This window comes from Paraburkholderia azotifigens (assembly GCF_007995085.1).
In the GTDB taxonomy this organism is placed as follows: domain Bacteria; phylum Pseudomonadota; class Gammaproteobacteria; order Burkholderiales; family Burkholderiaceae; genus Paraburkholderia; species Paraburkholderia azotifigens.
The window spans coordinates 705,355-717,938 of the sequence record NZ_VOQS01000005.1; the positions used below are offsets into that span (position 1 = coordinate 705,355).

At 62.1% G+C, this 12,584-nt stretch carries 12 protein-coding genes and 1 pseudogene; 6 read left to right on the forward strand and 7 right to left on the reverse strand.

Features of this window, described 5'->3' with window-relative positions; translation table 11 throughout:
• Window position 1 precedes the first annotated feature (1 nt).
• The 3 genes from FRZ40_RS35055 to FRZ40_RS35065 are packed head-to-tail and all read right to left on the reverse strand — an operon-like array spanning window position 2 to window position 3,349.
• Complete coding sequence (locus FRZ40_RS35055; RefSeq protein ID WP_028368022.1) at window positions 2–916, reverse strand: ABC transporter permease; 915 nt, start codon at window positions 914–916, stop codon at window positions 2–4.
• 31 nt (window positions 917–947) lie between these two features.
• Window positions 948–2,249, reverse strand: coding sequence for an ABC transporter substrate-binding protein (locus tag FRZ40_RS35060; RefSeq protein ID WP_147237252.1), 1,302 nt, complete (start codon window positions 2,247–2,249; stop codon window positions 948–950).
• Window positions 2,250–2,293: 44 nt separating this feature from the next.
• Window positions 2,294–3,349 (reverse strand): ABC transporter ATP-binding protein, encoded by a 1,056-nt coding sequence (locus FRZ40_RS35065; protein WP_147237253.1) that lies wholly within the window; start codon window positions 3,347–3,349, stop codon window positions 2,294–2,296.
• 298 nt (window positions 3,350–3,647) lie between these two features.
• On the opposite strand from FRZ40_RS35065, the gene FRZ40_RS35070 reads away from it, so the two are divergent.
• From FRZ40_RS35070 to gloA2, 4 genes are all read left to right on the forward strand, one after another.
• Window positions 3,648–4,589 (forward strand): polysaccharide deacetylase family protein, encoded by a 942-nt coding sequence (locus FRZ40_RS35070; RefSeq protein WP_147237254.1) that lies wholly within the window; start codon window positions 3,648–3,650, stop codon window positions 4,587–4,589.
• A complete protein-coding gene (locus tag FRZ40_RS35075) occupies window positions 4,586–5,320 on the forward strand; it encodes a GntR family transcriptional regulator (protein WP_147237255.1) in 735 nt (244 codons plus the stop codon). Before FRZ40_RS35070 ends, FRZ40_RS35075 begins: the two co-directional genes overlap by 4 nt.
• A 1-nt stretch (window position 5,321) precedes the next feature.
• Window positions 5,322–5,909, forward strand: a complete 588-nt coding sequence (locus tag FRZ40_RS35080; protein ID WP_028368027.1) for a flavin reductase family protein — start codon at window positions 5,322–5,324, stop codon at window positions 5,907–5,909.
• A gap of 346 nt (window positions 5,910–6,255) precedes the next feature.
• Window positions 6,256–6,645, forward strand: a complete 390-nt coding sequence (gene gloA2 / locus FRZ40_RS35085) for an SMU1112c/YaeR family gloxylase I-like metalloprotein (RefSeq protein ID WP_028368028.1) — start codon at window positions 6,256–6,258, stop codon at window positions 6,643–6,645.
• A 347-nt stretch (window positions 6,646–6,992) separates the two neighbouring features.
• Here the strand turns inward: gloA2 and FRZ40_RS35090 are convergent, their stop codons facing one another.
• The gene (locus FRZ40_RS35090) at window positions 6,993–7,976 is read right to left on the reverse strand and encodes an aldo/keto reductase (protein WP_147237256.1); all 984 of its coding nucleotides are present in this window, start codon (window positions 7,974–7,976) and stop codon (window positions 6,993–6,995) included.
• A 13-nt stretch (window positions 7,977–7,989) separates the two neighbouring features.
• Window positions 7,990–8,763: an SDR family NAD(P)-dependent oxidoreductase gene (locus FRZ40_RS35095; protein WP_028368030.1), complete on the reverse strand. Its 774-nt coding sequence runs from the start codon at window positions 8,761–8,763 to the stop codon at window positions 7,990–7,992.
• 125 nt (window positions 8,764–8,888) lie between these two features.
• Between FRZ40_RS35095 and FRZ40_RS35100 the strand changes: the two genes are divergently transcribed.
• Window positions 8,889–9,818: a LysR family transcriptional regulator gene (locus FRZ40_RS35100; RefSeq protein ID WP_147237257.1), complete on the forward strand. Its 930-nt coding sequence runs from the start codon at window positions 8,889–8,891 to the stop codon at window positions 9,816–9,818.
• Between the two features lie 151 nt (window positions 9,819–9,969).
• Here FRZ40_RS35100 and FRZ40_RS45425 read toward each other — a convergent pair.
• Window positions 9,970–10,123: pseudogene (locus FRZ40_RS45425) on the reverse strand (MFS transporter); the annotation flags it as partial.
• A 38-nt stretch (window positions 10,124–10,161) separates the two neighbouring features.
• Entirely contained in the window at window positions 10,162–10,881 is a 720-nt protein-coding gene (locus tag FRZ40_RS35110) for a FadR/GntR family transcriptional regulator (RefSeq protein ID WP_028368033.1), read from the reverse strand.
• 408 nt (window positions 10,882–11,289) lie between these two features.
• Here FRZ40_RS35110 and FRZ40_RS35115 point away from each other — a divergent pair, with 408 nt between their 5' ends.
• Window positions 11,290–12,576 carry an MFS transporter gene (locus tag FRZ40_RS35115; protein WP_147237258.1) on the forward strand — a complete coding sequence of 429 codons (1,287 nt, stop codon included), beginning with the start codon at window positions 11,290–11,292 and terminating at the stop codon, window positions 12,574–12,576.
• The last annotated feature ends 8 nt before the right edge of the window (window positions 12,577–12,584 follow it).

The window sequence follows — 12,584 nt, forward strand, 5'->3', positions numbered from 1 at the left end:
GTCACAGTTCCTTTCTGATGTCGACGGCGCGCGTCAGCGTCCATACGATCATGAGCACGACGGCGAGCAAAATGATCGCGTTGGCTGCCGCTGCGGGGAATTGCAGATATCCCGTTTGCACCTGGATGATCTTGCCCACCGAAGCGATCTGCTGTCCGCCCATGACACCGACGGTGAGGAAGTCGCCCATCACGATCGTGACGACGAAAATGGAGCCGATCACGATGCCCGTCTTCGACAGCGGCAAGACGACGTCGCGGATCACCTGCCAGCTGCTGGCGCCGCCGTCGCGCGCCGCTTCGAGCAACGAGCGGTCGATACGCATCATCGCGTTGAAGATCGGCACGATCATGAAGAACGTGTACAGATGCACGAACGCGAGCACGACGGAGAAGCTGGAATACAGCAGCCAGTCGAGCGGCTGATCGACGAGATGCGCAGACATCAGCGCCTGATTGACGAGCCCGTTGCGGCCGAGCAGCGGAATCCACGAGATCATGCGGATCACGTTCGAGGTCCAGAACGGAATGGTGCAGACGAGAAACAGCACCGTCTGCATCGCGGTCGTGCGGACGTGGAACGCGAGGAAGTACGCGATCGCGAAGCCGAGCACGAGCGTCACCGCCCAGACGATCGCGCAGAACCTGAGCGTCGACCAGTAGGTCTTGAAGGTGACGCACACATCCGTCAGCGAGCCGCAACCGTCGAATATCGCCGCGTAGTTCTTCAACGTGAACGCCGGGATGATCTGATACTCGTTGAAGTCCCAGAAGCTCACGATCAACGTGATCACGAGCGGCACGATGAAGAAGAACGCGAACGTCAGCGTGAGCGGCGTGGCTTGCAGCCAGGCGCTCACGCGTCGATGGCGCACCGACGTTTGCCTGGTTTGCTGCAGATAGTCGACCGAGGCCATCGTTACACTCCGGGCTGATGCGTGAGGACCGTCATGCCGCGATGAATTCGTTCCACTTCTGCACCATGTAGATGTTCTCGTCCATCACGGCGTTCCAGCACGCAATGGCGCCCATGCGCTGGTTGTACGAGCCGCCGTCGCGCACGCTGCCCGCCTTTTCGAGCAACTGTCCGTCGGGCGCCTTGATGTCTTGCGCGGCGGGCTTGCCTTCCATCCAGTAGTCCCATTCGTAGGCCTGCATATGCGATTTTGCCGTTTCCGTGACGCCGGGGTAGTAGCCCTGGCGCATCAGATAGGCGCCCGCCCAGCCGTCCTGAAACCAGTTGACGAACTCGTACGCCGCGTCGAGCTTCTTGCCCTGCAGCGAGCGCGGAAAGCCGAAGCCCGATGCCCATGAACGATAGCCTTCCTTGAGCGGCTGGAACTTGCAGGCGATGCCCATCGTGCGCACTTTCGTGACGGCGGGCGACCACATCGACTGGATCACGACTTCGCCCGAGGCCATCAGGTTCACGCTCTCGTTGAAGTCGCGCCAGAATGCGCGGAACTGGCCGGCGCGCTTCGCTTCGATCAGGATCTTGATGGTCTGGTCGATTTCGGCTTTGGTCATGTTGCCCTTGTCGCCGTACTTCACGCGGCCCGTCGCTTCGATCGCCATGGCGGCATCCATGATGCCGATGGCGGGAATGTTCAGCAGCGCCGCCTTGCCCTTGAATTGCGGATTGAGGAGATCTGCCCAGCTCGTCACGGGACGGGCGATCAGATCGGGGCGAATACCGAGCGTGTCGGCGTTGTACGTGGTCGGAATGAGCGTCATCCATTCCGTCGGCGCGGCGGAAAACTCCGTCGAACGCGCGCCCTTGAGGAACATCACCTTCTTCGGCGCGGTGCCCTGATCTCCGATCTTCTTGCCGTCCACTTCACCCTTCGTGAGCACGGGGGTGATCCTGTCGGCGAGCTTGATGCGCTTCGCGTCCATGCCCGCGAGCGTGCCGGCGGGAATGAGTTTCCTGAGCGCGAAGTACTCGGTGTCGACGATATCGAACGAATTGGGTTGCGTGATGATGCGCTTGGTGACGTCGTCGGTGGTCACGGGGATGTATTGAATCTCGATGCCCGTGTCTTCCTTGAACTTCTTCGCGATCTCCGCGCTCTGGTTGACGGCCGTACCCAGGTAGCGCAGCGTGATTTTTTCCTGTGCGTGCACATACGGAAAACCCGCGATGCCCGCTGCCGCGACAGCGCCCTTGATGAACGTGCGGCGCGACACGCCCTTGCTGACGGTCTCTTCTTCAACGTGTTGCGCGGGTGCTGCCGGCTTGTCGTCGTTCATTGCTTTCTCCTCGAAGGACTATCGTTGGGTTGTGATTGCAGGCATTACGCCGCGAGCGGATGGGCGTTCTGTTCGTCCCACCAGACGGTCACGCGCGCGTCCGGTCCCAGACGATGCGGGTCGTAGTCGGCGTCGCTCATCAGCGAAACCAGCGCGGGCGAACCATCCAGCGGATCGAGCGTGATGCGCAGATGCGTGCCCTGGTACTCGGCTTCGCGCACCGTGCAGGCGAGCCCGCCGATGCGGCTCAAGCCTCTTTCGCCCGCACTCGTGCCGGGCGTGACGCCTTGCGGCGCGACGCGCAGACGGTCGGCGCGCACAGTGAAGAGCCGGCCGTTCGCGCCGAGCACGTTATGGCCGCCGAGAAAGCGCGCGACGAATTCCGTGCGTGGCTGGTTGAAGACCTGGAACGGTGTGCCCGTCTGTTCGATATGGCCGTGACTCATCACCACTACCAGATCGGCGAGCGCCATTGCTTCTTCCTGAGAGTGCGTGACGTGCACGAAGGTGATGCCGAGGTCCTTCTGCCAGCGCTTCAGTTCGGCTCGCATCTGCACGCGCAGGAAAGGGTCGAGCGCCGACAGCGGCTCGTCGAGCAGGAGGCAGCGCGGTTCGTTGAGCAACGCGCGCGCGAGCGCGACGCGCTGCTGCTGGCCGCCCGAAAGCTCGGCGGGCCTGCGGTGCGCGTAGGCCGACATCGCGACGAGTTCGAGGAGTCCGCCGGCGCGCTTTCTGCGCACCTCTTTGGCGACGCCGCGCATCTTGAGGCTGAACGCGACGTTGTCGAGCGCGGACAGATGCGGAAACAGCGCATAGCTCTGAAACACCATTGCCGTGCCGCGCGAGGCAGGCGCCTCGCGCGTGACATTGCGACCGCCGATCAGCACGTCGCCGTCGGACACCGACTCGTGACCCGCGATCATGCGCAAGGTCGAGGTTTTGCCGCAACCTGACGGACCGAGCAGGCAGCAGTAAGCACCGCCGGGAATACGCAGATCGATGGCGTCGACGGCGAGCGAATCGCCATAGCGCTTCGACACATGCACGAGCTCAATGTCGGCTGGGCTTGCATGAACCACAGTGGATGCCGGCTGAACCATGAAGGGTTGTCCTGAGTGTAGACATGAGGGAATGCCGCGATCGCGCGGGCCACGGCGCATGCAGCCGGGGGCTTTTGCAAGTCGTATGCCATTCGCAATGGGGTCGACTCTGCGCGGGACCGGAAGCGAGCGCCACAATGCCTGCTGACCGCACGTGTCGACACGTTGGCGCACATATTGCACACGATTGCGAGCCCCGATCGTCAGCACTTGCCGATCCATTCCGTGTGCAATCGCAGTGCAGATTTCGTTCGGATTGGGGCACGAACTAACCAAACCGGATCATCCACACCAGACAATGAACGAATACAAGCGAGAGCCGTACGCTTCGTTGGGTTCCCTAAAGACACATGGCCGATTCGACTATCAGCCGGTTCATGAAGGCAAAGGCTACGTCTGGCCGAACGGCGCGCGGCTCGCGGTCTACCTTGGCTTCAACCTGGAGCACTTCGCGTTCGGCGAAGGACTGGGCGCGGCGCTCGGGCCGCTGTCGCCGCAGCCTGACGTGCTGAACTACAGCTGGCGCGAGTACGGCAACCGCGTCGGCGCGTGGCGCTGCATCGAATTGTTCGACTCGCTCGACATGCCGGCGGGCACGCTCATCAATACGTCGCTGTACGATCACTGCCCGGCGCTAATCGACGCATGTGTGGCGCGCGGCGACGAACTGATTGCTCACGGCCACACGAACGCGCAGCGTCAGAGCGATCTGGATCGGGACGACGAGCGTGCGCTGCTCGCGCATTGCCTCGCGCGCATCCGCGAGCGTTCCGGTGTCGTGCCGGAAGGCTGGCTGTCACCGTGGATCTCGGAGTCGCATGGCACGCCGGACCTGCTTGCCGAAACGGGCTATCGCTACACGCTCAACTGGTGTCACGACGATCGTCCCGTGCGCATGCACACGAGGGGAGGGCCGCTCTGGTCGATTCCCTATCCGCAAGAGTTGAACGATCTGCCGATGATCATCGCGCGGCAGATGGACATGCGCGATTTCGCGGACATGATCGTCGACCAGTTCGACGAAATGCTCGAGCAGACTCAGCGTACGCGCGAGTCTCAGGCGCTCGTGATGGGGATTGCGCTGCACCCGTATATCGTTGGCCAGCCATTCCGGTTGCGGCACTTGCGTCGCGCGCTCGCGCATATCGCAAGCGCGCGCGACGACATCTGGTTCACGACGCCCGGCGCGATTGCACGCCATGTCGAGGAGGCCGTGCCTGCGCCGGCGCAAGTCGCATGAGCACCGTGCGCGCGGCGGCGCGGCACGGTCAGCGCGACGAGGTGAGCGCGGATGGGCGGATCTATCAGACGATCTTCGAAGGGGTGTTGAATCGAAGGCTCACGCCCGGCACCAAGCTGCCAGAGCCGGAACTGTGCTCGCTGTTCGGCGTCGGCCGCGCGGTGGTGCGGCGCGCGCTGGAAAAGCTCGCACATGACGGCATCGTCGTGTTGCGACCGAACAAAGGCGCGGTGATCGCGCAACCGACGCGCGAGGAAACGCGCGAAATTTTCGAGGCGCGGCGCGCGGTCGAGCGTGCGCTCGTCGAACTTGCGGCACAACGCGCGAGCGTCGAGGACATCGGCGCGCTGCGCAAGCAGCTTGCCGACGAGCACGAAGCGATGCATCGCTTCGATCAGCCGTCGTGGGCACGGCTTGCGAGCGAATTCCATCTGCGTATCGCAGCGCTGTCCGGCAATGCGATTCTGGAGCGCTATCTGACGGAGCTGATTTCACGCAGTTCGCTGATCGTCGGCGCGTACGAACGGGTGGGCAATGCGCCGTGCGAGCACGACGAGCACACGGCTATTCTCGATTGCCTCGAAGCCCGCGATGCCGACGGCGCGATTGCACATATGACCGCGCATCTGCAAAGTCTGGAAGCCCGCATCGAGACATCGGACATGCCGGGAACGAAGCGGCTTGCGCATCTGCTCGGCATCGAACCGCATCGATCAACCGCTACGGAATGACATGCAAATCGACTTCGAAGCAATCACCGAGTATCAGCGCTACAAGCTGATGGCGAGCCTGATCGTGCCGCGGCCCATCGCGCTCGTGACCACGCTTGGCGCGGACGGCACCGTCAATGCGGCGCCGTTCTCGATGTTCAACATGGTTGGCGAGGAACCGCCGATCGTCATGGTGAGCATCAACCGGCTGGCAGACGGCACGCTGAAGGACACCGCCGTGAACATTCCGCGCGAAAAGGAGTTTGTCGTGCATCTCGCCGACGAGCCGATTGCCCAGCAAATGCATCGCTGCGGCGAGCGCTTTGCGCCCGATATCAGCGAACTCGATGAGGTGGGTTTTTCAGCGTTGGCGTCGACGCGCGTGAAGCCGCCCCGCATCGCGCAGGCACCCGTCGCGTTCGAATGCGCGCTGTGGGAGACCCTTGAAACGCCGAGCCGCCACATCTTTATCGGCAAGGTGCTGATGCTGCACGTGCGGGACGAGCTGATTGACATCGAAACGTGGCGAGTGCGATTGCAGCACTACTTTCCGGTGGGCCGCTTCGGCGCGAGCGACTATGTCACAACACGCGATCGCTTCGGATTGTGATGCGGGTCGCCGGCTCTTCCAGGCGTCTCGCACATCAGTTTCGGGCAGGATTGCGGGCGCGTTCCGATGTAGCTTTCACAACACGGACAGCAGACCAGCGAACAAGGGAAGACTTCGTGCGCGCCTGTCATAACGAAGACCGACGCGTGCGAGAGTCGTCCAGAAAGCAACCGTCCAGGTGACGGTCGACTTTCGCGCTGTTTGTTCGCTCGTGATTGGCACTCCAGGTGTCAATCCGCCACGAGCCGATGCGCCCCGACCGTGCCAAACAAGGGGCTTGCAGAAGTGGGAGGAAGGTCGGTACAGTCCTTTCATACCATCTGCAGGTCGTTTTTGGCCAACTATCATGCTTCTTCGCATTCATCACGCTGCAATCATTTGCTCGAATTACGAGGTGTCTCGCCGCTTCTACACGGAGATTCTTGGCCTTCAGATAGTGGCCGAGCACTACAGGGAGCATCGGCAGTCATACAAGCTGGACCTCATGCTTCCCGACGGATCGCAGGTTGAGCTGTTTTCGTTTCCCGATGCGCCCCTTCGACCGTCCTATCCGGAAGCGTGTGGCTTGCGTCATCTTGCTTTTGGCGTCAGCGACGTCGATGTCTGTAAAGCGTTACTTGAATCTAAGGGAGTTCTGGTTGAGGACGTACGCATCGACGAATATACAAACAGGCGTTTCGTTTTCTTCGCGGACCCTGATGGACTTCCGCTGGAGCTATACGAGTTGGGGGCGTGACGGGCCGTTGGGCTGAGAACCATCGGATCACCGCCACCATTCCAGGCGTGTCGTCGCCCGCGCCAGGCGACAGGCAAGTTCAGCGGGTAATCGGTTATAGCCGACAGTGTGAACGTAATGGATCCGCTCTCAACCGAACGGTATGTCTGCGGGCAATGACCGGCTGGGCCCAGCCACAACCAGTCGTTCTAGACCGCGGCAACCGCTTCATCGTCTGCTACGACGGGCGCTGCATTGCGGGCCGATGGGGGCGTGAAAAGAGCGCCTGTTAGAGCCACGGCGCCAGCGGAGAGCCGGTCCCGCGATTCGGACCGGCTCCGCCGCGTGGCGCTGCTGAGACAGCAGCTTCACCACTGATGATGCACGTGAGGCGCTATCTTCTCCAGATAAAGCGCGCGTAGAACAGCCATGGCCGAATCACTCAGGGGCGGCAATTCGCTTGCCTCACTGTTGCCCCTGGCTTGCGCCGCGTTCTTCGCCCCAGGGATGACGGTCGTTACGCCCTGGTTCATGAGAATCCAGCGCAGCGCAAACTGCGCCATCGTCGTATTCTGCGGAAGGAGTGAGCGAATTTCGTCGACGGCGTCCAGAGCGATTTCATACGGAACGCCCGCAAACGTCTCGCCCTTGTCGAAGGACTCACCGTTCCGATTGAAAAGGCGATGATCATTGGCGGCAAACGTCGTCTCGCGCGTCATCTTTCCGGTGAGCAGACCGGATGCGAGCGGCACACGGACGATCACGGCGACGCCCCGTTCATGCGCTTCCTGGATGAACCGGGTCGGCCTCTGTCTAAAAATGTTGTAGATGATCTGCACCGACTTCACGCCCGGATATTCGATCGCCTTCAGCCCTTCTTCGACTTTCTCGACGGACACCCCGTAGCCGCGGATCTTTCCCGATACGACCATACGGTCCAGTGCATCGAAAACTTCAGGCCGGTAATAGACCTCCGTCGGCGGGCAGTGAAGCTGCACCAGGTCGAGGCACTCCACGTCCAGGTTCTTTAAAGACCGGTCCACGAAGGCATTCAGATTCGCCGCCGTGTAGCCTTCCGCCAGATGCGGGTCAAGCCTGCGACCAGCCTTGGTCGCAACAAAGGGGCGTGTCCCCGTTCGTTCCTTGAGCACGTCCGCGATGATCCGCTCCGAACGGCCATCGCCATAGACATCGGCCGTATCGATGAACGTCGTGCCGTTGTCGAGTGCCGCGTGCAGGGCCGCCTTTGCATCGCTCTCTGCGACGTCGCCCCATGAGCCGCCAATTGCCCAGGCGCCGAATCCGATTTCAGAGACGCTGCTTTCTGTATTCCCGAACTTTCGCTGTTTCATGCTGATTCTCCCTTCATGGCATCAGTTGTCCGCCGTTGACCTCGATGATTTGCCCGGTGACGTATCCCGACATCGCGCGGGACGCGAGGAACAGGAATGCGCCGACGCATTCCTCCGGCAATCCTTCTCTGCCCATCGGCACCGTCGCTGTCTGCGACGCGCGGATGTGCGGTGGCGTGTATTTGTCGTGAAAGGGCGTTTGTATCAGTCCCGGCGATACCGCGTTGACCCGGATGCCGTCGTCAACGAATTCCTTCGCATGGCCACGAGTCAAGCTGCTGACAAAGCTTTTCGACGCTGCGTAAAGCACCGCGCCCGCGCCGCCGCCCGTTCGCGCCGCGATGGACGTCGTATTGATGACGTAGCCGCCGGCCGCTTTCAGGAACGGATAGGCCGCAGACGTTGCTTCCCAGACCGATCTCGCGTTGAGATTGACGACCTGTTCAAAATGGCTCGCCGATGCGCTGACGGAGGCCAGCCGTCCCAGCATGCCGCCGGCGTTATTAATGAGCCCATCAAGCCCGCCTAGCATGTCCGCCGCTTCTTGCACGACGCGCGCTGCCTCGCCCGCCTCGCTCACGTCACCCTGAATCAGGCGGATACGGTCCGGCAATTCCGCGCGCAGCGCTTGTGCAGCCGCTTCGCTTTCGTGGAAATGCGCGACCACGTGGGCACCCTGTGCGGCGAACGCCCGAACAACAGCCGCGCCTATTCCGGTCGATCCCCCGGTAATGAGAACTTTCGTGTCCTTCAGGTCGCCAATCTGCATCTGCTCAAGTCCAGGCATGGGATGTCCTCCGAACGGATCTGTCTAAGCGCGGCGGCTACCGCACGCCACAGGCATCAAATCGCGAAAATAATGACATAGCGTAGAATGAAGCAGGTTCACTGAAGCGATGAATCGCATTCACCATGTCAAAGAACGACCGCATCGACTTCGCCGACCTGAAGCTGTTTCTCGCCATAGTCAGATGCGGAAGCTTCAGGCTCGCCGCCATTGAAGCAGGACAGACGCCCTCGGCTGTTAGTCACGCAATGCGGCGGCTGGAAGATCGGCTCGGTGCGAAGCTGCTGAACCGCACGAGCAGGGCGGTGTCGCCTACGGAGACGGGGCTCGATCTCGCTTCGCGGTTGCAGGACGGGTTCAACCAGATCGGCTCCGCACTCGAAAGCTTCGAAGCGCCTGGAACGGCGAGACTAGGCTCTCTTCGCCTGAATGTTTTCGCAGATGCGGCTCACCTGCTGATCGCACCGGCATTGCCGGAATTCGCACGAGTCTGTCCCGGGGTGCAGCTCACGGTGGTTGTCGACAATCGTCCGATCGATATCGTCGCGGAAGGCTACGACGCTGGAATTCGCTACGGTCATCATGTTCCGGAAGACATGATCGCAGTGCCCCTCACTCGCCGGCAGCGATGGGTGATGGTTGCGTCGCCCGCGTATCTGAAGAAGCACGGTACGCCTCGCCAACTCCGCGAACTCGTGAACCACCATTGCCTGCAACTTCTGCTCGGCGACAATTCCAGCTACCGCTGGGAAGTCGACGTTGCCGGGAAAAAAAAGTCTATCCGGGTGCCAGGAGCCATTACGATCAACGACACCGTGACGACGATCAGCGCATGCAAAGCCGGAATGGGGATAGCGTATGTTCTGGAGGCCCGGATCGCTGACGAACTTGCGCGGCGTACTCTGAAAGTGGTCCTGGAAGAGCATGCCTGCGCGGAGGATCCCTTGCATATCTACTACAGTAGTCGTCGCTATAACCATCCCGCCTTGCTTCGACTGATTAACATCATTCGCGAACTGCAGTCGCTTCCGAAAATTGCAAAGGCGCGTGGTTGAGCCGGGAATGCAGTGCTCGTGGCAGCGGCGCGCGTCTGCAAACGCCGGGAGGGTGTCACAGGTCAGTTCGGCTACTGGCGTGCGGTGTCGTGCGATCGCATTTTGCCGTAAAGCGAGACGCGGGCGCACCGCTTGACCATGCGCTACACGTACAAACGAACTTGCCGGGCCGCACCGCCGATGTAGGCAAGCGCCAGGGCCGTTCCCGTCAGTTGTGGCGATACGCCTTTTGCCTTGAGCAGAAATGGCAGGAACGTGAGGAGCCCCATGCGCACGGCAGTATCGAGCCCGCCGATGGCGAACAGCGGACAGGCTGCCGGTTGATGCGCATCGACGGTTGCTTTCAGCGCCGCTGCGCATTCGGCCGCCCGCCGGCGATCACCCGTTCCAGCGACATCTTCAGGTGACGCTGCATGCTCGCCTGAGCCTGGATCGGATCATGCGCTTCGAGCGCTTCGAGGATCAAGCGATGCTCATCAGGCACCGCGCCCCATGTGCTCTCGTTTTCGAAATGGCCGCGCAGCTTTTCGGACAGCGGGCTGTGTCGTGCATCGAACAGTGAACTAACGGTGCGCACCAGCACCTCGTTGCCGGTCATCTGCGCGATCGCGAGATGAAATGCGCGGTCGGCGGCGACGGGAATCCGTCCCGCCGAGACTTCGCGCTGCATTTCGTCGTATAGCGCGCGCAGGTGCTTCAGGTCCTTCGCTTTGCAAAACGGTGCGACGCTCGCCGCGATCGAGCCTTCAATCACACAGCGCGCACGCATGATGTCGAGCAGGCTGTCGCCGAGTTCGGCGCGCGACAAGGGCTCCTTGCCGTGCGTCTGCGGCGTTGCGCACACGTAGACGCCGGAGCCCATGCGGATTTCGACCAGCCCTTCCAGTTCCAGTGCAACCAGCGCCTCGCGCACCGACGGGCGCGACACCGCAAGCGCTGTCGCGAGTGCGCGCTCCGAAGGCAAGCGGCCGTTCGGCGCGAACTCCGGCTGCGCGATCAGATCGCGCAGCTTCTCCGCGATCTGCAGATAGAGGCGGCGAGGGTCGGCGGGTTTGTCTGTCACAAGCTTTCCTGGCGAGGTGGCGCGGGCACGCGCCGTTGGGGCGAGCGCCGATTGTAGATCGAAGGGCGCTCCCCGCAAACGAGCAACGCGGCGCGAGAGCAGACGTTCGTCCAACCCGGGATTTCCCGGATTTTCCGACAATTGGCTTGACCACTTACCCAGCGGCATTTTAATTTGTCGGATCTGGTAAGGCCAGTTGGATTCTGGCGCGCGGCGCGGGTGCCGCACGGCGAAGCTCGTCGTGCTGCTGTGCGTGCGCTCCGGCCGAGGCGCCACGCCGTTGACGCTGCTGCCGTGCGAACGGGTGCCGCGCAACGGCGATGCGCTGCGCGCCGCAATCGCGCGAATCGCCCGCATTGCGTGCGATCAGGGAACCGGTCCCATATTCGATAAAGGAGGAGACGAGTCATGCGCAAAATGCGTTGGGTGGTGATTTTTCTAAGCTTTCTGGCGATCGCGGTGAACTACATCGATCGCGCGAACCTGGCGGTCGCGGCGCCGGAGATCGAAAAGGCGCTGGGCATCGGACCGGCGGAGATGGGCTTTATCCTGAGCGGCTTTTTCTGGACCTACGCGTTGATGCAGATGCCGTTCGGCTGGTTCGTCGATCGCGTCGGCGCACGTATCGCGTTGCCGCTCGCCGTTGGCTGGTGGTCCGTGTTCACCGCGTTGACCGCGGCTACAAGCAGCGTTGCGGGGATGTTCGGCTGCCGGCTGCTGCTCGGCGTCGGCGAGGCGGGCGCGTATCCGTCGTGCGCGAAGCTCGTGAGCCAGTGGTTCCCCGTCAAGGAGCGCGCGCTCGCGACCAGCATCTTCGATAGCGGCTCGCGTGTCGGCTCCGCGCTGTCGATTCCCGTCGTCGCGCTGATCATCAGCACGGTCGGCTGGAAAGCGGCGTTCGTCATCACCGGTGCGCTTGGCGCGGTGTGGATTCTCGGCTGGTTCGTGATCTACCGGAACCCCGAGCCGCTCGATACGGGCAGCTCGAATGCGGCCGCCAACGCACCGGGCCTCGCCAGACAGCGCCAACGCGTCACGTGGGGCTCGCTGTTTCGCCACCGCACGCTGTGGGGAATGATGCTCGGCTTCTTCTGCCTGAATTTCGTGATCTATTTTTTCATCACGTGGTTTCCAAGCTATCTCGTGCAGACGCGCGGCTTCTCGCTGAAATCGCTCGGCACGCTCGGGATGATTCCGGCGCTGATCTCGATCCCGGGCGGCTGGCTCGGCGGCTATGTGTCGGATGCGCTGTTCCGGCGCGGCTGGAGCCTGACCGCTGCGCGCAAGACCTGCATGGTGGGCGGCATGCTGCTGTCGTCGGTGATCACGCTGTCGGCATTCACGGCGAACGTTTATCTGATGCTCGCGTTCTTCGGCATCGCGTACGGCAGCCTCGCGTTCGCCGCGGCCAGCATCTGGTCGCTGCCGGGCGACGTCGCGCCGACGCCGGACCATGTCGCGTCGATCGGCGGCATTCAGAACTTTGCGTCGAACCTCGCCGGCATCGTGATCACGACATTCACCGGCGTGATGGTCGCCATGACCAAGGGCTCGTTCACGATTCCGCTCGTCGTGGCCGGTGGCTTCTGCTTTCTCGGCGCGTTCAGCTATCTGGTGATCGTGGGCCGCATCGAACCGCTGTCCATTGCTTCCGATACCGAAGAAGTGTCGACGCGTGTGGGCTCAGCGATCTGACGTAGCTG